21 protein-coding genes and 2 pseudogenes are annotated in these 19,457 nt (G+C 53.1%); 9 read left to right on the top strand and 14 right to left on the bottom strand.

Annotated features, from left to right (window positions below; all coding sequences use genetic code 11):
- Positions 1-55: 55 nt before the first annotated feature.
- Complete coding sequence (locus ENI00_RS13400) at positions 56-1,048, top strand: MBL fold metallo-hydrolase (protein WP_304103304.1); 993 nt, start codon at positions 56-58, stop codon at positions 1,046-1,048.
- A gap of 52 nt (positions 1,049-1,100) precedes the next feature.
- On the opposite strand, the gene ENI00_RS13395 is transcribed toward ENI00_RS13400, so the two are convergent.
- Positions 1,101-2,114, bottom strand: a complete 1,014-nt coding sequence (locus ENI00_RS13395) for a class I fructose-bisphosphate aldolase (RefSeq protein ID WP_304103301.1) — start codon at positions 2,112-2,114, stop codon at positions 1,101-1,103.
- A 52-nt stretch (positions 2,115-2,166) separates the two neighbouring features.
- Complete coding sequence (locus ENI00_RS13390; protein ID WP_304103299.1) at positions 2,167-2,433, bottom strand: DksA/TraR family C4-type zinc finger protein; 267 nt, start codon at positions 2,431-2,433, stop codon at positions 2,167-2,169.
- 190 nt (positions 2,434-2,623) lie between these two features.
- Here ENI00_RS13390 and ENI00_RS13385 point away from each other — a divergent pair, with 190 nt between their 5' ends.
- Positions 2,624-3,382, top strand: a complete 759-nt coding sequence (locus ENI00_RS13385; RefSeq protein ID WP_304103296.1) for a DUF1499 domain-containing protein — start codon at positions 2,624-2,626, stop codon at positions 3,380-3,382.
- A 114-nt stretch (positions 3,383-3,496) separates the two neighbouring features.
- On the top strand, positions 3,497-4,192 hold the full coding sequence (locus tag ENI00_RS13380) for a class I SAM-dependent methyltransferase (RefSeq protein ID WP_304103293.1): 696 nt from the start codon (positions 3,497-3,499) through the stop codon (positions 4,190-4,192).
- Positions 4,193-4,228: 36 nt separating this feature from the next.
- Here ENI00_RS13380 and ENI00_RS13375 read toward each other — a convergent pair whose 3' ends face one another.
- The 3 genes from ENI00_RS13375 to ENI00_RS13365 are packed head-to-tail and all read right to left on the bottom strand — an operon-like array spanning position 4,229 to position 5,718.
- Positions 4,229-4,444, bottom strand: coding sequence for a DUF7282 domain-containing protein (locus tag ENI00_RS13375; protein WP_422655575.1), 216 nt, complete (start codon positions 4,442-4,444; stop codon positions 4,229-4,231).
- A 30-nt stretch (positions 4,445-4,474) separates the two neighbouring features.
- The gene (locus ENI00_RS13370) at positions 4,475-5,227 is read right to left on the bottom strand and encodes a sigma-70 family RNA polymerase sigma factor (protein WP_304103286.1); all 753 of its coding nucleotides are present in this window, start codon (positions 5,225-5,227) and stop codon (positions 4,475-4,477) included.
- On the bottom strand, positions 5,224-5,718 hold the full coding sequence (locus tag ENI00_RS13365) for a TspO/MBR family protein (protein ID WP_304103283.1): 495 nt from the start codon (positions 5,716-5,718) through the stop codon (positions 5,224-5,226). Before ENI00_RS13365 ends, ENI00_RS13370 begins: the two co-directional genes overlap by 4 nt.
- A 199-nt stretch (positions 5,719-5,917) precedes the next feature.
- Here ENI00_RS13365 and ENI00_RS13360 point away from each other — a divergent pair, with 199 nt between their 5' ends.
- Positions 5,918-6,454, top strand: coding sequence for a shikimate kinase (locus ENI00_RS13360; protein ID WP_304103280.1), 537 nt, complete (start codon positions 5,918-5,920; stop codon positions 6,452-6,454).
- A gap of 44 nt (positions 6,455-6,498) precedes the next feature.
- On the opposite strand, the gene ENI00_RS13355 is transcribed toward ENI00_RS13360, so the two are convergent.
- From ENI00_RS13355 to ENI00_RS13345, 3 genes are all read right to left on the bottom strand, one after another.
- Positions 6,499-7,698: a GGDEF domain-containing protein gene (locus ENI00_RS13355; protein ID WP_304103278.1), complete on the bottom strand. Its 1,200-nt coding sequence runs from the start codon at positions 7,696-7,698 to the stop codon at positions 6,499-6,501.
- 134 nt (positions 7,699-7,832) lie between these two features.
- A complete protein-coding gene (locus tag ENI00_RS13350; RefSeq protein WP_304103275.1) occupies positions 7,833-8,204 on the bottom strand; it encodes a YajD family HNH nuclease in 372 nt (123 codons plus the stop codon).
- Positions 8,201-9,415 carry a serine hydrolase domain-containing protein gene (locus ENI00_RS13345; protein WP_304103273.1) on the bottom strand — a complete coding sequence of 405 codons (1,215 nt, stop codon included), beginning with the start codon at positions 9,413-9,415 and terminating at the stop codon, positions 8,201-8,203. The genes ENI00_RS13350 and ENI00_RS13345 overlap by 4 nt, the downstream gene beginning before the upstream one ends.
- Positions 9,416-9,762: 347 nt before the next feature.
- Between ENI00_RS13345 and ENI00_RS13340 the strand changes: the two genes are divergently transcribed.
- The 3 genes from ENI00_RS13340 to ENI00_RS13330 all read left to right on the top strand — a co-directional run bounded on the left by ENI00_RS13340 (position 9,763) and on the right by ENI00_RS13330 (position 11,475).
- Entirely contained in the window at positions 9,763-9,969 is a 207-nt protein-coding gene (locus ENI00_RS13340) for a cold-shock protein (protein WP_304103270.1), read from the top strand.
- 173 nt (positions 9,970-10,142) lie between these two features.
- On the top strand, positions 10,143-10,787 hold the full coding sequence (locus ENI00_RS13335) for a Crp/Fnr family transcriptional regulator (RefSeq protein ID WP_304103267.1): 645 nt from the start codon (positions 10,143-10,145) through the stop codon (positions 10,785-10,787).
- 70 nt (positions 10,788-10,857) lie between these two features.
- The gene (locus ENI00_RS13330) at positions 10,858-11,475 is read left to right on the top strand and encodes a cytochrome P460 family protein (RefSeq protein ID WP_304103264.1); all 618 of its coding nucleotides are present in this window, start codon (positions 10,858-10,860) and stop codon (positions 11,473-11,475) included.
- Between the two features lie 21 nt (positions 11,476-11,496).
- Here ENI00_RS13330 and ENI00_RS13325 read toward each other — a convergent pair whose 3' ends face one another.
- From ENI00_RS13325 to ENI00_RS13305, 5 genes are all read right to left on the bottom strand, one after another.
- Positions 11,497-12,639 (bottom strand): iron-containing alcohol dehydrogenase, encoded by a 1,143-nt coding sequence (locus tag ENI00_RS13325; protein ID WP_304103261.1) that lies wholly within the window; start codon positions 12,637-12,639, stop codon positions 11,497-11,499.
- A gap of 89 nt (positions 12,640-12,728) precedes the next feature.
- Positions 12,729-13,457, bottom strand: coding sequence for an amino acid ABC transporter ATP-binding protein (locus ENI00_RS13320; protein ID WP_414674259.1), 729 nt, complete (start codon positions 13,455-13,457; stop codon positions 12,729-12,731).
- An 80-nt stretch (positions 13,458-13,537) separates the two neighbouring features.
- Positions 13,538-14,638 carry an amino acid ABC transporter permease gene (locus ENI00_RS13315; RefSeq protein WP_304103255.1) on the bottom strand — a complete coding sequence of 367 codons (1,101 nt, stop codon included), beginning with the start codon at positions 14,636-14,638 and terminating at the stop codon, positions 13,538-13,540.
- 15 nt (positions 14,639-14,653) lie between these two features.
- The gene (locus ENI00_RS13310; protein WP_304103251.1) at positions 14,654-15,859 is read right to left on the bottom strand and encodes an amino acid ABC transporter permease; all 1,206 of its coding nucleotides are present in this window, start codon (positions 15,857-15,859) and stop codon (positions 14,654-14,656) included.
- A 106-nt stretch (positions 15,860-15,965) separates the two neighbouring features.
- On the bottom strand, positions 15,966-16,994 hold the full coding sequence (locus tag ENI00_RS13305) for an amino acid ABC transporter substrate-binding protein (RefSeq protein WP_304103248.1): 1,029 nt from the start codon (positions 16,992-16,994) through the stop codon (positions 15,966-15,968).
- 512 nt (positions 16,995-17,506) lie between these two features.
- Between ENI00_RS13305 and ENI00_RS13300 the strand changes: the two are divergent.
- Both ENI00_RS13300 and ENI00_RS13295 read left to right on the top strand, forming a co-directional pair.
- Positions 17,507-17,791, top strand: a pseudogene (locus ENI00_RS13300) (hypothetical protein); the annotation flags it as partial.
- 376 nt (positions 17,792-18,167) lie between these two features.
- A complete protein-coding gene (locus ENI00_RS13295) occupies positions 18,168-18,452 on the top strand; it encodes a hypothetical protein (protein WP_304103245.1) in 285 nt (94 codons plus the stop codon).
- 121 nt (positions 18,453-18,573) lie between these two features.
- Here the strand turns inward: ENI00_RS13295 and ENI00_RS13290 are convergent.
- Positions 18,574-19,271, bottom strand: a pseudogene (locus tag ENI00_RS13290) (IS630 family transposase); the annotation flags it as partial.
- Between the last annotated feature and the right edge of the window lie 186 nt (positions 19,272-19,457).

Genomic DNA, 19,457 nt, shown 5'->3' with positions numbered 1-19,457 from the left:
TGCGTTCGTAATAATGGTGATTCGAAACACAAACACCATGAGGGAGGAACCTCTTATGTCTGAACAATCGAAATCAAAAGCCGTTGCAGGGCTCGTTGGCGGGATATGCCTGTCACTGGGCCTGATGTCTGGTGCGAATGCCGCAGAGGGTGATGTAAAGATAACGCCATTGGGAAGTCACGATGGCGAGTTCTGTGCTCTGGACCGGGCCATGGTGTTTGAGGATCCCAATGGCATCCGCATACTTTACGATGCTGGCCGCACCGTCGCCGGCCCCGACGATCCCCGGCTTGGCAATATTGATGTGGTGCTGGTATCGCACATGCACGGAGATCACTTGGGCGATCGCCGTATCAAGGAAACGAATGCGGGTACGTGCGGTGCGCCGGAATTTCCTGTGATCACTCTGCCGCAGTCCAACACCGTGGATGTTGCAGTGAAAAAGCAGGCAAAGATTGTGACCGGCAGCGAGATGCCAGCCTTTTTTGCGGCCAAACTTGAAGCAGCCGGCGGCGATCCGGCCAACTCTCTGTTAGTGCGTTTCGGAGGCGAGCGGGTTGTCGGCGGTGTGGCCATTACAACAGTGCAAGCGGATCACAGTAATGGCGTTTCACCGTCTTTTCTGACCGGCGCGCTGGCGGACGATCTGAAGGCTGCGGGCCTCAGCGCGAATGTTGGGCAGCCAACGGGTTACGTACTGACGTTTACCAATGGTTTGGTGGTTTATCTTTCCGGAGATACAGGCATTACGGCCGAGCAAAAACTGGTCGTGAAGGATCATTACGAGGCTGAACTGGTGGTGATGAATATTGGTGACACCTACACCACCGGGCCCAAGGAAGCGGCTTACGTGATCAACGATCTGATCGATCCAAAAGGCGTTATTGCGTCACACGCCAATGAACCGGCAACGTCTGGCGGCAAACTGAAACCGGGCACACGCACCGCTCAGTTTAAGGATTTGGTAAAAGCCCCCGTGCACATTCCTTTGAGCGGGCGCACCATCGCTTTCAACGGCGACGGTGGCTGCACCGCCGGTTGTGACTGAGAGTGTCGGGCAGCGATTGAGAGTGATTAAGAGTGATTGAAAGCGACGGAAATCAGTCTTCCATAGCCGCTTTGTATTCCCCGGAGCAGGCTGCGCCGTTGAGCCTGGCTCTTTTTAACATGGCGTTCTGGACAGCGTTTCCGTTGTCCAGTTTGCCTGCCCAGGCTTTTTGGGCCGGCTCCTGAAGGGCGCGCCCATAAGAAAAACTCAGGCTCCAGGGTTGAGGGCCCCGGCTGTTCATCGCGTTCAGATTGAGGGTGGCTTCTTCGGGTGTTTGTCCGCCCGACAGGAAATTGATGCCCGGAACGGCCGCCGGAACAACCCTGCGTAACACCCGCAGCGTGGCTTCGGCCACTTCGTCTGCAGAGGCCTTGGCACAGCCGCTTCCGGGGGTGACCATGCTGGGTTTCAGAATCATGGTTTCCAGATGCACGCGGTGACGGCCAAGAGCGTTGAAAACTTCCGTAATCACCGCCTCGTTTACGTGTGCCGACCGTTCAATGGTGTGATCGCCATCCATCAGCACCTCAGGCTCGACAATGGGCACAATGCCTATGGCCTGACATAGAGCCGCGTATCTTGCCAGCACCTCAGCGTTCGCTTCTATTGCGGCGCGTGAAGGCAGCGCGTCGGAGATGTTATACACAGAGCGCCACTTGGCAAAACGGGCGCCCTGGGTTTTGTAGGTTTTTAGTCGATCGTCCAGGCCGTCCAGGCCATAGGTTATTTCGTCTCCCGGGGCGTTTATCAGGGGTTTTTTACCCTTATCGACCTTAATGCCCGGAACAATGCCCTGGCTTTCCAGCAGTTTTGCCATTGGCCCGTTATCGAGGCTGTTCTGGCCAAGGGTTTCTTCGAAAAGAATCACACCACTGACGAAGTCCCCAAGCCCGGGCGTTGAAAAGATCAGGCTGCGGTATTCCCGGCGTTTGTCTTCCGTGGATTCCACACCAACGGCGTTGAAGCGTTTCGCGATGGTGGGGTTGCTTTCGTCTGCCGCAAGAATGCCCCGGCCTGGCTGAACAAGTTTCTGAATGGTTGAACGCAGTTCGTTTTCAATACTCATGCTGGCTCCCTTATTAACTAAGCTGGCTATCGTAGCTGGCTGTCATAACGAACTATCTTAGTTGGCTGTCCTTACTACCCCGGCGGTTCATGCCGCCCCCAGCGGTTTCCTGCTTTTCCAGTTTCGTCTGGCAACTGACACACAGGCGAACGCCGGGAATGGCTTTACGGCGTGCCTCTGGAATAGGGCGGTCGCACTCTTCGCAGAATTCCACACTTTCGCCCTTGCCCAACCGGCTACGGGCCTGAGCTACGGCATCTTCCACACTCGCGTCGATCTGATCTTGCACAGCCCCATCTCGGGCCCATCCACCAGCCATAACGTTTCTCCTGTGACACGCTTAATATATCGCATAGCGCGCAGCGTATTAACAGCATACCAAACACAGAGTGATCGGGCTAAGCTGGTGCCTCGTACCTTTGCACTCGTACCCTTGAAGAGTTTATGGAACTTTTTATGCCACGATTGATCGCCAAGGTTGTAAGGCCTGACAAACGAAAGGAATCCGTATGCGCTCAAAAATAAACACGCCGCGCCGAGGTGGCAAATGGCCGCTGATTACCGCCTGGCTTGGTGTCATCTTACTGATTGTGTCCGGGGTGCTGATGGCCGCTGCGGGGCCAGCGTACAAAGCCGAGTGGATCGAGCTGGGCACCTCGTTTACGTGGCTGCGACAGGGTGCCCAGATGGCAGTTGGTGCAGCCGTGTTGGGGCTTATAACACTGATTATTGGCGGCGTACTGCGCCGGTGGCGCCCGGCACTTGTGGGAGCCCTGATAAGCCTGGCGGTGGTGGCGATGATTGCGGTACCCATGCAACTGAAACAACGGGCCAACACGGTGCCGCCCATTCACGACATCACAACCGACATGAATAACCCACCCGCTTTCACAGCGCTCGCGGCTGCCCGAAAAGAAGCCCCTAACGAGGTGGACTACCCGGGCGCAGATACCGCGCGACAGCAAAAGGCCGCGTACCCGCAACTCAAGCCCGTTGTGCTAGACATGTCGATGACCCAAGCCAGGGAGGCTGTTAAAGCGGTTATTAAGGCGCGGGGCTGGGAGCTTGCGGGCACCACCAACAACGTTATTGAAGCAACGGCAACCACTCTCTGGTTCGGATTCAAAGACGATGTGGCCATCCGCCTGGCCGAAACGCCAAACGGTGTGCAGGTAGACATGCGTTCCGCGTCGAGAGTAGGGAAGAGCGACGTTGGCACCAACGCCGAGCGAATTCAGGCGTTTCTTGAGGATTTGGCGACGCGATAAAATCATTGATAGTGCACAACACAGGTATACTCTGAAGGCACGGGCTTCTGTCGTCATTTTCACAGTTTGGCGGGCCTGATTCCTTCAGCGTAATCTAAAATGAAAGCACCCTAAATGAAAACACCTGTGCGTATCCGGTATCAAACCATAGAGTTCGAAAACGTGGATATTCACGTTTGTACGCTGCGTGACAACCAACAGTTTGATGATCCAGACGACGTTGCTCTCAATCTGGGTATTTCATCCGCCACCTGGCCACTTTTTGGTGTGATCTGGCCCTCCGGCTTGGTGCTTGCCCATTACATGGCAACCCATCAAACAGCCGGAAAGAGAATCCTCGAGATGGGGTGCGGTATGGCGCTGTCCAGTCTGCTGCTAAACCAACGACACGACGATATTACCGCCACCGACTACCACCCTGAAGCGGGTTTTTTTCTGGAGAGAAATGCGCAACTCAATAACGGTGACGCCATCAACTTCCGGCGAATCGACTGGGCAGACGAAACCTGCGATCTGGGCCTGTTCGACATCATTATTGGCAGCGATCTGCTGTACGAAGACGAACACATCAAGCTGGTAGCGGACTTTATACAGAAACACGCCAGCCCGGCGTGTGAAGTGATTCTGGTTGACCCGGGGCGTGGCCGGAAAAACAAACTGACCCGACAAATGGAAACCCACGGGTACCGTTATTTGCATGAGAAGCCCGCTAATACCGACTACCTCGATAAGCCTTTTAAAGGTCACGTTATGAGGTTCTGGCGGGACGGTGTTCAAAACCCGCCAGGCTCACCTGATAGCACGCATTAATTTAGCTGCGTCAGGCTGGCGGGTTTACAGGCAGGATTACTTCGCGGTGATGGTGGACATCACCAGCTTGCCATCTTTCTTGATGGGACCGTCTTCTTTGGCACCCAGAGTGTATTCAAAGATGCCGGTTTTCATGCCGCCGTCTTCACCGTGCACCATCAGCATCAACATGTCACCGGAATTGACGTTCTCCGTAAGGATGGCGGCTACGTCCATATTTTCGCCCTTCTTGTGATAGCTACGGGCGGGCAATGGCGAAGTTTCAGACAAAGAAGATTATTTTCAGATTCGATGGCTCGAATCGTCGTCGGCCGGGTAACTCGAATTATCTCCGGCCGGGTAACTCGAATTATCTCCGGCCGGGTAAAGAGTGCCGTGAATGGCCGGGCCGGTAGGTTGTCCCGTCGGGGAACCACCGGGGGGCTCCAGGCTGATGCCGAAGGTGGCTTCGCGCAGCAGGGCCGGATCGTATTGCTTTAGCGCCCCTTGATCCACTTGCATCCGGTCTCCCAGTACGCCTACAGAGCGCGGGTTGGGGCCCAGCTCATCGGCTTTGATCCAAAGTTGATAGGACTTGCCTGGCTGCGGTTCTGCGGTTACCGGGCGTATTTTCAGTTGGCGGTTTTGCAGATCAACCGTTAGCAAAAAAGACGGCTGCTGGTTTTCCATCTGGTCCTGTACTGTGGGTTGTTGGGCCGTTCTCTCATCCATTGCGTCATCAGTGGTGGTTCTTCCCGCTGGGTGCTTTCGCAGCTCGTCTATCGCCTGGTTCCGGGCAATCGACACCAGCCAGGTAATCGGTGATGCTCTATCTGCATTGAACAGGCCTGCCCGCTGCCAGATTTTAAGATAAGCCTCCTGAACTACCTCATCGGCCCAAGGCCGGTCTTTCATAATACGCAGTACAACACCCAAAAGTTTCGGTGCTGTCGCTTCGTAAAGTTTCGCGAACGCGGTCCGATCCTGTTTCGCGACGCGACCGATCAGCGAGCTAACGTCAGCGGCCGAAGGAGCTTCCGATGCAGAACCAATCATCCCAATACCTGAGGGTTCAGTTGCCAAACTGAGAAGTTAAGCGCAGCGGCGAAACTGATCCACAGAAAATAGGGAAGCAAAAGCGCTGCCGCAGGTTTGCTCACTCGCCAGAACGTTGCCATTGTTCCGACGACAAGCAACCAGAGCACAGCAATGTCCGCGAGTGCGATAGCGCCCAGGTGCCAGGTAAAGAATAGCCAGCTCCAAAGCCCGTTAACGGCAAGTTGAACAAGGAAAAACGTGAGGGCCGTGCAGTTGGCGCGGAAGCCGCCAGAGCGCCAAACAAGCCAGGCGGCGACCGCCATAAACGCGTATAAAATTGTCCAGACCGGGCCAAATACCGACGCCGGCGGCGCCCAGGCCGGTTGCGTAAGCTGTCCATAGAATGAACTGGCTTGAATAGACGCCACAGCTCCAATGGCAGAAGCCGCAAAGCTGATAACGAACCAGACGATGAGTCCGAGAATCTGGGTCTTTCTTGATTGTGCCACTGGAAAAGTCTCCGATAGTGAACCCATCCCGCCAGCACAACTCGAGGCGATTTGAATAAGTTAACAATGCCTTTCAACGAAAAAAGCTTCCTAGGTTGCCCGGAAGGATACGATGATTTCGCCTGCTATTTCCATGGTAGGTTTCTATTGGTGTATGTTGTTGAATCCCTTAGTGCCCCATATAGGTAATGGACATACTATGCCGTTGTCGCTGAGTAATGTCGTGTTGATAGGTATGCCTGGCTCAGGCAAAAGCACCGTGGGTGTTCTGCTAGCCAAGGCTGCCGCGCTGGCATTTGTGGATACCGACTTGTTGATTCAATCACACACGGGCAAAAGCCTGCAGAGCATTGTCGATGATAGCGGCTATCAGGCTTTGCGCCGGATTGAGGAAAGCGTGCTGTGCAACCTGGATTTGAGTGGCCACGTTATTGCGACAGGTGGAAGCGCCGTATACGGCGACCCTGCCATGCAACACCTCAAGCGCAGCAGTGTGATCGTGTTTTTGGACATTTCTCTGGCAACGGTGCGCCAGCGTATTGGTGACTTCAGCCTGAGAGGTGTTTCCAAGCATCCAGACCAAACACTGGAAGAGTTGTTTGCCGAGCGGCGGGTGCTTTACACCCGCTACGCCGATCGGGTTGTTCAAGGCGACCACAAAACCCAGGATCAGGTGTGTGAAGAGATTCGTGGAAAGATTCACGAAGAAGTTTTCAGGGAAGGCAATCAAGAGTAATAGTTAAGATAAGCGCACTTCACTGCGACACCGGTGTAGCCAGCTCACACGGTTTCGGTGAGTGACATCAGCTCACCAAATTCGGCACGGTTGCGGCCCTTGTTCTTGGCACTGTAGAGCGCCGTGTCTGCCTCCAGCATCAGCTCCGCGAAACGCTTGTGGCGATCAATGCGCTCGATACCGCCAATGCTGGCCGAAAGGTTCAAAGGCAAGCCATTAACATTGGCGCCTTTGCGAGCAATGGCGTTGAGCAATCGATGGGTAATCACGGGCAAGCTTTCGTCTTCGGACAGCTGCAACACAATGGCAAACTCCTCACCTCCTATGCGGCCGATAATGTCTTCATCCCGCAACTCGCTCTCCAGAATGCGAGCGACGGTCTGCAGAGCCTCGTCTCCGGTTGCGTGACCCCAACGATCGTTGATCTGTTTGAAGTGATCGAGATCGATCATCAGAACCGCCATGGCCTGGCGGTCGAGGGTCGCTTTTTCGAAAACGCGAACGCCCTCCCGGAAAAAAGAACGTCGGTTGAGCAGGTCGGTTAACCCGTCCTTCTCCGCCAACGCTCGCAGGCGGCGCTCTGACCGGGTGAAGGCCAGCAGCGACAGCGACAGCGCTGTGGCTGTTGCCAACAGAATATGATTGACCAGAATAAGCTGGAGAACGGCATTGGTGGTGATGTCGATTTGGTTGGCGCCGAACCAACCCATGGCGATCACCAGACATTGGGCCAACATCAGCATCCCGTGCAGGGAAAACAGCACCTGCAGCACCCGGCGCGGCAGAGCCGGTTGTGTGGCGGAAACATTCAGGCAATAAATCGCAAAGCCGAAAACGATGGCTGAGAACAGCGTTGTCACCAGGCGGGCGCTGAGTGGGTCGTTCTGAAAGGTCAAGAGCAACACGAGCAAGTACCCGGCGAAGGCAATCCGGAAAGCGTAGCGGAACCAACGCATGGGGCGCGTTGGCACTCTGGAGAAACGCAGCAGCCCGCCCAATAGCAGCAGCGGCGATAACCCCAAAAATGCGTGGGCGGCGAATACCGTAAGCCAGGGCGCATCAACCACAGCCCGTGCGCCTGCCAGCACGCTGCCCATGGCAAAAGCACCGCATGCCAGTGCCCACAGCAAGAAACAGTACTGGCGGCCCCGCAGATAATAGATCGCCCACAAAAGCCCGCCAATCATCAGATTGATCGCGATTGAGAGAATGATCAGCGTTGGTAAATGTAAGCTGAACCCCATGGGTACCTTGGTGAAGAATTTAGGCGAGTTTACAGGATAGTTGATCTACGGGTAACGATCAGTAGATTTCGTGTGACATTTTTTGCTTTGAAATAAAGTGGTTGCGAGAGGCGCCGACATGAAGCGCCGATTGTTCAGCTTTTCTTCTCAAGCGCTTCCTTGAGCCCGGCAAACGGATTATGTGTCGCCGCTTCCCGTCTTTTTTCAGAACTGCCGCCATAGCGCACGAAATCCTCAAACTTGCTGTGCTCCTCATCGTGACAGTACACGCACAACAACTCCCAGTTGCTGCCATCGGCGGGGTTGTTGCTGTGGTCATGATCCCTGTGATGCACCGTCAGCTCCCGCAAATTGATGCGGGTAAACTCGCGGGCGCAGCGCCCGCACACCCACGGGTACATTTTTAGCGACCGCTCACGATACCCGCCCTCGCGCTTCGCAATATAGTCACGCTGCTCGGCCAGCAGCTTGTCCACTTTGCTGGTGTTGCCTGTGTTCTCGCTCATAGCAATGCTCCGTTAACAATGGCTCGCAACTCCTGGCGGATAGGGTAGGACGACGAAGGAATCAACTGCGTCATAAAAATCACCACCAGCTCCTCGACAGGGTCGACAAAAAAGTTGGTGCTCGCCAGACCACCCCAACCGTACTCACCCATAGAACCGTTGATCTGGGATTTGGCAACGTCGGTTTTTACGGAAAAGCCCAGACCAAAACCGCTCCCGGCATAGGGAGTTTCACTGAACGCGCCAACGGAGAGGCCTGGCAGATCCTGATCGTCGGGCAAGTGGTTGCGGCGCATGAATTCCAGAGTTTTTCGACCAATGATTCGTCGCCCCTTAAACTCTCCGCCCTGACAAAGCGCCTGGGCAAAGTGGAAATAATCATCAACAGTGGAAACCAGTCCGCCACCGCCCGACACAAATTTATTTTTCCGCCGAAAAGGGGACGTCTCCGGATCGTCCTGCAGTTTGAACTCATCGCCGGGCTGGTACTGATAGCAGGCAGCGAAGCGGTCAAGCTGGTCGTCACGAACCTGAAAGCCTGTGTCTGGCATGTCCAAAGGCTCAAAGATATGCTCGCGCAGATACTCATCCAAAGGCTGACCAGACAGCAATTGCACCAGATACCCCAACACATCCGTGCTGACGGAATAATTCCAGGCCGTGCCCGGTGAGAACTCCAGCGGCAGTTCCCCTAACTGATTGACCAGTGTTTCCAGCGTCAGGTTCCGGCTGCCATCCAGTCCCAGTTCACGGTAGGCCGCGTCCACGTTAGTGCGGTTCATAAAGCCATAAGTCAGGCCGGACATATGCGTGAACAGATCACGGATGGTCATGGTGCTGGTTGCGGGCGTGGTTAGAAAATCAGGATAGACACCGCTTTTATACACCCGCAGATTTTTCCAGGCCGGAATATACTTGTGCACCGGATCATCCAGCAAAAACCGCCCCTGCTCATAAAGCTGCATCATGGCGATAGAGGTAATCGGTTTGGTCATGGAGTAAATACGGAAAACCGTATCCCGGCGCACCGGTTTGTTGCGCTCCACGTCCATCAGCCCCTGGGCTTTCACATAGGCAATTTCACCTCGCCGTGCCACCAATGTCAGGGCGCCGGGTATTTTCCCAGGCTGGATGTAGCGACGGTCAAGGTGGCCTTCAATGTGCAGAAGTTGGTTTGGTTCAAGGCCAGCAACCGATGTGATTTCCGTCATGGAGAAGGCACCTTCGCGTAGTGATAGTAGTGATAGTAGTGATGTGTCGTAATTTTTAACTTGTTGCCTGACTATTAAACAAAAATTCTGAAGCTTGCAGCAAGTTCTATCATCGACTTGGTTAATGCTCACAGGACATAGGTTTGCATTTCCCGGTAGTAGGGGGTACCTTACGTCTCGTTGGAAAGATTTAGCAAAGCACGTCATCAATAAAACGCTTCTCAGCTGTAGCAAGTAGCACGTTCTGTTTTTGATCTCGCCAGTTTTTTGTTTCCCGCATTCCGTTGACCAGTCATCAAACGATGTTCTGGCGACATATTTTAAGATTGATTTCAGGAAAATATATTATGTCTACTGTTACCGGCACTGTTAAGTTTTTCAACGAAGCAAAAGGTTTTGGCTTTATTACTCGCGAAAGCGGCCCAGACGTTTTTGTTCACTACAGCTCCATTAAGGGCGACGGCTTCAAAACTCTGGCCGAAGGCCAAGAAGTTGAGTTTACCGTTACTCAGGGCGAAAAAGGCCCGCAGGCGGAAAACGTAGTAGCTGTGTAAAACAGTTGCTGTGTAAATAACACGCAACATGCAATAAGAAAGGCAGCTTCGGCTGCCTTTTTCGTTTATATGTGGCCTGAAATTGCGTGATCTGCGAAAGAGCTATCGGTTGTGATGGTTGCTGAATATCGGCCGCCTCCACACTGCAGCCCAACTGCAAGGGGTATAACCCTATGGAAAACCTGCCTGATCAAACGTCGCCCTTTGTAAGCCTGAGCCTGCGGCCTGGCGAGGTGCTATACCACCAGGGCCAGACTGAAAACCACATATACGTAATTGAATCAGGGCATCTTAAACTGGAACATTTGAATACCACTGGCGCGGCCAGCATTTCCGCCGTTCTGGGGGCAGGAGAAATACTGGGGCCAGGCCTCGGGGAAACAGCACGCGCGACACAGACGGTTGCCGCGAAAGGGTCAACCCGCGTGCAACGCCACACGGCAGCGGCATTCAGGGCGCAATTGATCAGTGATCATGGGTTGATGGTTCGCGTCATCGAGATGCTGGCCCGTCGCCAGGAAATCACTGAGCGACGGTTGTACGCATTGATGACCCTGGGCGTGCGGGGTCGCATTGCGGTCGTCTTGCGTGATTTGATTGGCCAAGCCGGGGGGCACTGCGTGCACGGTCATGAGGTTGATGTGCCTCTGACCCAGCAGGAATTGGCAGAGCTGGTAGGTGCCAGCCGGCCTGTGGTTAGTTCCGAGCTCAACGAGCTGCGCCGCGAAGGGCTTCTTGATTATACCCGTGGGCACATTTGTATTATCAACCTCAAAGCACTAAGCGCCTTCTCACAGAACGTTCTGCCGAACTGTTAGAAAGCTGACAGACAAACATTCCATGGCTGGATACGCTCTTTGTTGGTTAATCCTACAAGAGGCTATTCCCATGCGATTCAAAACAACGCTAACCATCGCTTTTACCGCCTTTATAGCAGGCACCGCATCCTGGGTTTCGGCAGCTACCGACGAAAAACAGGACACCACTGCCGCAAGCGGCCAGTTCTCTCCCTATGTTGATGCCAAAGGTACCATCAGTCGTCCCCCTGCATTTCGCGACGAATGGGTCCACATTGGTAGCTGGTTTGTCCGCGAAGACGACCAAGCAAGCGGCCCGGGCGTGCACGACGTATACGCGGAACCTTCCGCCGTAAAAGGCTTTCGGGAAACCGGGCAATGGCCAGACGGTACTACGTTGGTCAAAGAGATAAGCAGTATCCGCGAAGGTCAGAAAACAACAGGCTTTGCCCAGTGGGCAGGTGAACCCGGCGTGTGGTTCGTGATGGTGCGCGACCGCCAGAACCGGTTTCCCGACAATGCGGCCTGGGGTGAAGGTTGGGGCTGGGCACTGTTCACACAAGACAGCCCCGAAACCACCACGACCAAAAACTGGAAAGGCGAGGGCTTTAACAATTGCTTCGGTTGCCACATCCCTGCGAAAGACACCGAATGGGTCTATATCGAGGGCTACCCGGCTGTTCGTGATTTTGCCAAATACCCGAAGTAATCCGTAACCTCATATCCACAATCAGAACGACTGGCGCATAATATTTTCTATTGATGCTGTCGACAAAACCACAGGGTTGGCTTTCATGGAGGAGGAGCCAGCCGCTGATTGTGAGGCGGAAATGATGTGCTCTTCAGTCACGCCAATCGACGCAAGCCCTGGTAATCCGTTTTGAGAAATCCATTGATGGAAGCGCGGCAGTGCGTCGTCTCTGGACGTTTCGAATACATCAGCAATCCAGTCAATCACTTGCTTGATACGTGCGATGTGTTCAGCATCCACAACGTTATCACGGTTAGCCGCAATGCCCGCTGGCAGCAAAGCTCCGCATATAGCGCCGTGGGGCGCGCCGCATAGTCCGCCTAACGGACCCGCGATGCCATGCACGACGCCCAGCCCAGAGTTTGCAAGCGCAAGACCGCCGAACAGACTAACCTGCGCCAACGAGTCGCGGGCGTCTTCGGACTCCTGGATCATCAACTGCTTCAGGGCCAAGAGGCCCTTGGGGATTGCCTCTCTGCACAACATATCCGTAAATGGATTTGAGCGCGACGAAACATAAGGCTCGATCACCTGGGTAATCGCGTCCAGCCCTGAGTGCAAGCTGACCTGCCGGGGGCAATTGTCTGTAAGGGCAGGGTCGACCAACGCGAGGTCGGGGAGTAACTGGTTATCCCTGAGGCTCACCTTGCGCTGTGCTTCGGGAATATCAATGACAGCGTTGCGGGTTACCTCTGCACCGGTACCCGATGTGGTTGGCACAAGGATCAGCGGCAGGCGTTTGGCGGATAAGGGCAGCCCACTTCCGACAACCTCCAAATGACTGATCAGGTCTGATTGGCTGGGCAGCATAGCCGCAAGTACTTTAGCGGAATCCATAACCGAGCCACCGCCAATTCCAATCACCAGATCAATACCCAGTGATTTACCCTGATCAATAGCGGCAATCAATGTCTTCAGATCAGGCTCTTTTTCGATGGACAAGGTTTGAACGATGTCGACGGTCTTCAATGACTCGAAAACGTCAGAGAGCCTGTCGGGATTCTTGCCATGCACAATCAGAACACGCGCACCCAGTTTTTTCGCCCGATCGTTTAATTGGGCAATGTGGCCCCGCCCGAACGTGATTTCAGTCGGGGTTGCCAAGCTAAATGCATTTAACATAGAAGATAAAATCCTAGATATAAAAAAGGAATTTCGCCGGTCAGAAGCAACTTGTGTTCAACAGAGTAAGGCGCGATTCCTCGTATCCCTTAATGATCCAGGATCTGACTCAGAAACAGTTTAGTGCGCTCATTCTGCGGATTGTCGAAGAATTCTCCCGGTGCGTTGGATTCCACAATCTGCCCCTCATCCATGAAGATAACCCGGTCGGCCACTTTCTTGGCAAAACCCATCTCGTGGGTTACGCACACCATGGTCATGCCTTCTTCCGCCAGGTCCACCATAACATCCAGCACTTCCTTGATCATCTCTGGATCAAGCGCGGAGGTAGGTTCATCAAACAGCATAATCTTGGGATTCATGCACAAACTGCGGGCAATCGCCACCCGTTGTTGCTGACCGCCAGAGAGTTGTCCGGGGTACTTTTTAGCCTGATCACCAATCTTGACCCGCTCCAGGAAGCGCGTTGCCGCTTTCTCTGCGTCCCGGCGCGATTGTTTGCCCACCCATATAGGCGCCAGGCAGCAGTTTTCCAGAACGGTAAGATGGGGGAACAGATTGAAGTGTTGAAACACCATGCCGACTTCGCGGCGAATGGTTTCGATTTTTTTGGTCTCGCTGGTTAACTCCATTCCCTCAACCAGTATCTTGCCGCGTTGGTGTTCTTCAAGGCGATTGAAGCAGCGAATCAACGTGGACTTGCCAGACCCCGAAGGCCCGCAAACCACAATGCGTTCACCGCGGTTCACCGTGAGATTGATATCTTTGAGTACGTGAAACGTGCCGTACCATTTATGCATACCGATGATTTCAATCATCGCATCGGAATGTGCGATTGTCTGGGCATTGCTGTCCGCTTCTGGCATGAATCACTCTCCTTCGTTATTCGTGTGGGATGTCAGCTTCCCTTGTGGCCCGTTTCGAAACGGCGTTCCAAATGCATGGAATACCGGGACATTCCGAAACAAAACACCCAGTAAAGCAACCCTGCAAAAACATAACCTTCAATGGCAAAGCCCAACCATGAGGGATCCGTAAGCGCCGACTGAACAATCCCCAGCAGGTCGAAGAGGCTGATAATGGAAACCAGCGTTGTATCTTTGAACAATTCGATGAAGGTGACCACCAGGCCCGGTATAACCACCTTCAGTGCTTGTGGAAGAACGATTAACGCCATGGTCTTGCGATAGTTCAGCCCCAGCGATGCCGCCGCTTCGCTCTGGCCTTTGGCAATCGCCTGCAAGCCACCACGCACCACCTCTGCGACGTAGGCAGATTGAAACAGGGCAATGCCGACTAACGCACGCAATAACTTATCGAAATTGACGCCAGACGGCAGAAACAGTGGCAGCATCACCGACGCCATAAACAATACAGTAATCAACGGCACGCCCCGCCAGAGCTCAATGTACGACACGCACAAAGCTCTTACGATGGGCATATCAGAGCGTCGCCCCAGCGCCAGAAGAATACCGAATGGCAAGGCCGCAACAATGCCTACGGTTGACAGAATCAGGGTCAGCATCAAACCACCCCAGTTGCTGGTGGAAATCTTTTCCAGACCGAATATTCCGCCACTGAACAAAAAGAATGCAATAACCGGAAAGATCAGCAAGGTAAACCCACCAATCCACGCTTTGCCCGGTACGCCTCGAATCACCAACAAAAGCAGTGAGACGACAAAAATAGCGGCGCCCAGATTGACCCGCCATTGCTCCTCAACGGGATAGAAGCCATACAAAAACTGGTTGATACGCGCGTAGATAAATACCCAGCAGGCGCCGTCACTGCTGCAGGCTTCGCGGCTGCTGCCGACCCAATCTGCGTTGATCAATGCCCACTCCACCATCGCAGGAATGGTCAGATAAAGCAGATACAAAGCAATCACGGTCATGATGCTGTTGGGGATAGAAGAGAACAGATTTTTGCGCAACCACCCCACCACACCCATTTGACTGGTGGGTGGTGGCAGGTCCGGATGCTTTTCAAATTCATGCATGAAAGTCGTCCTCAGCTATTGCTCAACAAACGCGGAGCGGCGGTTGTACCAGTTCATAAAGAACGAGATCAGCAAACTGATCGTGAGGTAAACGCTCATCGTCATGGCGATAATCACAACGGCCTGGCCCGTCTGGTTCAGAGTGGTTCCGGCGAAAACGTTCACAAGATCCGGATAGCCGATCGCCGTGGCTAAAGACGAGTTTTTCATGAGGTTCAGGTATTGGCTGGTGAGGGGCGGAATAACCACACGCATGGCCTGGGGCAGAACCACCAGGCGCGTGATTTTGCCGGTGCTTAGCCCCAATGAACTCGCAGCCTCCGTTTGGCCGTGACTGACCGAGAGAATGCCAGAGCGCACAATCTCTGCAATGGAAGAGGCCGTGTATATGGTCAACGCGATCACCAGCGCTGCCAGTTCCGGTATCACGGTGATACCGCCGGTGAAGTTGAACCCTTGAAGAGAGGGCAGGGACCAGCCCAGCGGTGCCCCCATAACGGCAAAGGCGAGCCCGGGCAGAGCGATAAGAACGGCCAGCGAGGTCCACACCGTATGGAACGACTGCCCGGTTTGCATACGCCTTCGGTGCGCCCACTTGGCGAGCGCGGCAACGATCACAACAGCCAACGCAATCGCCGCGAACACTACCCCGAATCCAGACTCGAAAACCGGCTCGGGTAAATAGATTCCCCGGATGTTCAGGAAGGCAACTTCGCCTAAAGAAAAGCTCTGTCGTGGAGAAGGTAAGGCCTGGAGAACCGCGAAGTACCAGAACAGGATTTGCAGCAACAAAGGAATATTACGGAAGGTCTCGATATAGACAGCGGCCAGGCGTGAGATCAACCAGTTTTTCGACAACCGCGCCAGGCCCACAATCAGCCCCACGATTGTTGCCAGGAAAATGCCCACAACGGATACCAGAACCGTATTAAGCAACCCTACCGCGAACGTGCGGGCATAGGTGGAGGCAGGCGTGTAAGCAATCAGACTTTGAATAATGCCAAAGCCCGCCTCCTGATCAAGAAATCCGAACCCCGTGGTAATACCCTGGTTTTCGAGGTTAACGACGGTGTTGTGAAAAATGTAGCCAAAAAAGACGAATACGCCGATCAACAACACTACCTGGTAAAAAAGCGCATGAACCCTCGGGTTTCGCCAGAAGGGCGGCTTTGAAGGGGCGATGCCCTGGGATTGAGAGTGCGCAGAGGTGTCAGAAGACATAAGACCTTCTTTGTCAGGAAGTCATGACGGCCCGATACACGGGGCCTGCTCTCAACGAACGGGAGGCGCAGCCCAATCTGGAACCGCGCCTCCTTTGATTGAGACCCTAGCGCACCGGTGGCGCGTACTGCAGGCCGCCGTTGCTCCACAGGGCATTGAGACCTCGCTCAATCTTCAGGTTTGAGCCTGAGCCCACGTTCCGCTCGAAGGATTCACCGTAATTACCAACTTGTTTGACGATGTTGTATGCCCAGTCATCGGACACGCCCAGCATCTTGCCAAACTCACCGGTTTCACCCAGAAATCGTTTAACGTCTGGCTTGTCGCTGCCATTTTTCTTCATATCGTCGATGTTCTCGGAGGTAATACCCAAATCCTCGCCATTAACCATCGCAAACAGGCTCCACTTGACCAGGTTGAACCAGTCATCGTCACCCTGGCGAACCGATGGCCCAAGAGGCTCTTTGGAAATCACGTCCGGTAACACAACGGAACCGGACGGGTCTTTCAGCAAAATGCGTAGGGCATAGAGTTGGGATTGGTCAGAGGTGAGCGCATCGCAACGACCCGCATCGAACGCCTTTGCGGTGGCGTCTGCGTTGTCATAGGTAACGGGAGTAAATTTCAGGTTTTGGCTGCGGAAATAATCTGCCAGATTCAGCTCGGTGGTCGTACCGGACTGAACACAAACAGATGCGCCACCCAGGTCTTTAGCGCTCTTCACACCGAGGGATTTCTTCACCAGAAAGCCCTGGCCGTCATAATAGGTAACGCCCGTGAAGTTAATACCCAGAGAACCATCACGAGACAGTGTCCAGGTGGTATTCCGGGAGAGCACATCAATCTCGCCCGATTGCAGGGCAGTGAAGCGCTCCTTGGCGTTCAAGGGTGTGTATTTTACTTTGCTGGCATCACCGAACATGGCTGCCGCTACCGCGCGACAAACATCAACGTCCAGGCCTTTCCAGTCGCCATTGTCATCAATGTTGGAAAAACCTGGCAGCCCGGTGTTAACCCCGCACTGCACAAAACCTTGCGCCTTGACGTTATCGAATGTTTCCCCCGCGTAGACAGTGCCTGCGAATGTGGCAACAACAATCGCTGTGCCGGCCGCTAGTGCTTTCATACCTTTCATGTTGAGTCTCACTCTTTTGGATGTATTTTTTTAATAAGTGAGTGGTCAATGCTAGCGGCACTCTTCAGCAGTTCTCTCCAGCGATGCCCTCCAGTGAAAGGCTCCAGCGGGCTGTCCATGCCAGTCTAGCTTGCACCCAGGAACCGGGTGATTCACCCGATTCAGAACTTCCAGATGAAGCCATTCATTTGGAAGCGCGTTTATTGCCCTCGCTGATAGGTAGCCCATCTCTGCGGAGGACTTTTAATAATAGTTGCTCTTTGCCATAACGCCATAAATAAGCAGCGCCGCCGAGCCTGGTGTCCATTCCGGTTAATTCGCTAGTCTGATTCTGCTGTAATTGCTCAGTACTCGCGAATTATGGAGAGGTTATTGTGGCTCGGTAACCTGCACCTTTTAATCTGACGGTGAACGACCAACTGGAGTTAGGGAGCTGGTTGCGAATGGCTAAGCTGAGCCAAAACCTGGTGCAGCGAGCACGTATTCTCTTGTTATTGAGCGCCGGGCAGTCTCCAAAAAATGCTCTGGTTATGTCTGTTGACGAAAAGACGCAGATTCAGGCTCTGGATCGTACCCGGCCAAAACTGCAATTGACGAGCGGACAGATTGAACGACGGGCGCTTGACCGAGGTATTTTCATCAGTGTAGACGAACCCAAAGCCGCCATTCGCCGATTTATCAAGGTCCACAACGAAAAGCTGGCCAAGCCGTTTCGATGGCATAAAAGCGCGGAATCCATTATGACATCGGTGGCGCGGGCAAAGCTCAGCGCTATTAATGATAAATCAACTACTTAACTGGACGAGGCACTAGATTATCGCACATCGGCAGAAATTTTCTGGGGCGGATACTCAGGATGCGTGGGTACGAGCGGTGCGGCACTTAACACTGGAATCCAGGAAGCAAGGCGCCTATTAGAACTGGCTTATATATACGACGAGAATTATTCAAGTTTCATTCTCCACTGTATTAGTACGTAGCGAATAATCTTAAAATCGTTATCTGAACTCAGGCTGAAATTTAACAGGTTATTATGTTATTTTAATCTGAGTAATTTATTTTTAATCACTGATATATGTCAAAAAAAATATTGCGTTTTTTTATTTATTTCAGGATCAGTTCAGGAATGAGTGTTTAAATAAGTGCATCAACAAACCAACCTGTAGGTGTATTATGAAAAAGCCAATTATATTCCTAGCTGCAATCACTTTATCTTCAGCTGTTTTTGCCGACAACACGAATGAAAGTAATAGTGGCCCGTCGATGGGCGGCGATGGCGATACGAGTTCAATGAATAAAAACATGAACTCGATGCATAAAGGTATGGATAAAGAAACGACGCAGGCAGAGGACCTCAAAAATAAGGAAGTACAGCACCTTCACAAAGAAATGAGGCTCTATGGCTTGTCCGAAAGAGGCATGGAAGCCCGACGGATATTGATGAGCCCCGACGGATAATGATAGGTTAAAAGGCAGGAAGAGCATACCACAGAGCATTGGATCAGGATCAAAAAACGCCGCAGGATGAATCCTGCGGCTAAATTAACTCGCAAAGCTAAAAAGTATCTGGCACAACTATGTTGCGCTGGGTGACTCGACCGATTACTCGACCCGTCAGGGTATTGAATGCAGCATACAGGCTGGTTGTGCCATGACGATTGCAATCATGTGTATGTCGCTCAACTTGTCCGGGGCGAAGCTGCAATTTCGGCTGGGTCCGATCAAAAGCCTGAATCTGAGTCTTTTCGTCAACAGACAGAATCAGTGCATTATCGGGGGGATTCATATAGAGCCCAACAACATCACACACTTTTTCAGCGAAGTGGGGATCGTTGCTGATCTTGAACGTTCTGAGTCGGTGCGGCTTTAAATCTGCTGCTTTCCAAATCTGATGCACTTGCCAGCGCATCACCCCGGCATGCTCCGCCATGAGACTGATACTCCAATGAGTGGCCTCTTTCGGAGCTTTATGGGCCGTGTCATCTAAAATTTTTTGACAGTTTTGCCATCCAGTTTTCGCGGCTGACCGGGTCGCGGCGCATCATAAAGTCCCTCAAGAGCTCGCTCACTGTAGCGCTTGCGCCACTTGAAGACTATTTGAGTGCTAACCTGAAGAGAATCTGAGATCCCTTGTGGTGTTTCGCCTTCATTCAGTAACAAAAGAATCCTGGCACGTTGAGCCAGATGTTGGCTCAGAGTATTGGCTCGGCACCAACTTTCGAGTTCCAATTGATCGTTTACAGTCAGATTAAACGGCGCTGTGGATTTGGGCGCAATGGGAACCTTTTATTACTGATCGATGACTCTTATTATAATAAATATGGATCAGCGAATTAACCAGACGGAATACTAGGGAAGGTCTGAATAACCGCCGATGTTCGCCAGCATCAGTTTGATCCGGCAAAAATTCGAAAATTCAGACACTATTCTCCCGTCATCTGTGTGTTTTTTGCCCGTTTCCCG

The organism is Marinobacter antarcticus (genome assembly GCF_011049865.1).
Lineage (GTDB): Bacteria > Pseudomonadota > Gammaproteobacteria > Pseudomonadales > Oleiphilaceae > Marinobacter > Marinobacter antarcticus_A.
Note: the sequence above shows the minus strand (reverse complement) of the source record. Positions and strands in the feature narration are given on the sequence as shown.

What these genes read in the sequence shown, in the direction of transcription:
- ENI00_RS13330 (WP_304103264.1), top strand. Translation starts at nt 10,858, where the DNA reads ATGCGATTCAAAACAACGCTAACCATCGCTTTTACCGCCTTTATAGCA.
- ENI00_RS13350 (WP_304103275.1), bottom strand. Translation starts at nt 8,204, where the DNA reads ATGAGCGAGAACACAGGCAACACCAGCAAAGTGGACAAGCTGCTGGCC.
- ENI00_RS13320 (WP_414674259.1), bottom strand. Translation starts at nt 13,457, where the DNA reads ATGATTGAAATCATCGGTATGCATAAATGGTACGGCACGTTTCACGTA.
- ENI00_RS13355 (WP_304103278.1), bottom strand. Translation starts at nt 7,698, where the DNA reads ATGGGGTTCAGCTTACATTTACCAACGCTGATCATTCTCTCAATCGCG.
- ENI00_RS13305 (WP_304103248.1), bottom strand. Translation starts at nt 16,994, where the DNA reads ATGAAAGGTATGAAAGCACTAGCGGCCGGCACAGCGATTGTTGTTGCC.
- ENI00_RS13310 (WP_304103251.1), bottom strand. Translation starts at nt 15,859, where the DNA reads ATGTCTTCTGACACCTCTGCGCACTCTCAATCCCAGGGCATCGCCCCT.
- ENI00_RS13315 (WP_304103255.1), bottom strand. Translation starts at nt 14,638, where the DNA reads ATGCATGAATTTGAAAAGCATCCGGACCTGCCACCACCCACCAGTCAA.
- ENI00_RS13335 (WP_304103267.1), top strand. Translation starts at nt 10,143, where the DNA reads ATGGAAAACCTGCCTGATCAAACGTCGCCCTTTGTAAGCCTGAGCCTG.
- ENI00_RS13390 (WP_304103299.1), bottom strand. Translation starts at nt 2,433, where the DNA reads ATGGCTGGTGGATGGGCCCGAGATGGGGCTGTGCAAGATCAGATCGAC.
- ENI00_RS13395 (WP_304103301.1), bottom strand. Translation starts at nt 2,114, where the DNA reads ATGAGTATTGAAAACGAACTGCGTTCAACCATTCAGAAACTTGTTCAG.
- ENI00_RS13340 (WP_304103270.1), top strand. Translation starts at nt 9,763, where the DNA reads ATGTCTACTGTTACCGGCACTGTTAAGTTTTTCAACGAAGCAAAAGGT.
- ENI00_RS13400 (WP_304103304.1), top strand. Translation starts at nt 56, where the DNA reads ATGTCTGAACAATCGAAATCAAAAGCCGTTGCAGGGCTCGTTGGCGGG.
- ENI00_RS13370 (WP_304103286.1), bottom strand. Translation starts at nt 5,227, where the DNA reads ATGATTGGTTCTGCATCGGAAGCTCCTTCGGCCGCTGACGTTAGCTCG.
- ENI00_RS13380 (WP_304103293.1), top strand. Translation starts at nt 3,497, where the DNA reads ATGAAAACACCTGTGCGTATCCGGTATCAAACCATAGAGTTCGAAAAC.
- ENI00_RS13360 (WP_304103280.1), top strand. Translation starts at nt 5,918, where the DNA reads ATGCCGTTGTCGCTGAGTAATGTCGTGTTGATAGGTATGCCTGGCTCA.
- ENI00_RS13385 (WP_304103296.1), top strand. Translation starts at nt 2,624, where the DNA reads ATGCGCTCAAAAATAAACACGCCGCGCCGAGGTGGCAAATGGCCGCTG.
- ENI00_RS13325 (WP_304103261.1), bottom strand. Translation starts at nt 12,639, where the DNA reads ATGTTAAATGCATTTAGCTTGGCAACCCCGACTGAAATCACGTTCGGG.
- ENI00_RS13295 (WP_304103245.1), top strand. Translation starts at nt 18,168, where the DNA reads ATGAAAAAGCCAATTATATTCCTAGCTGCAATCACTTTATCTTCAGCT.
- ENI00_RS13345 (WP_304103273.1), bottom strand. Translation starts at nt 9,415, where the DNA reads ATGACGGAAATCACATCGGTTGCTGGCCTTGAACCAAACCAACTTCTG.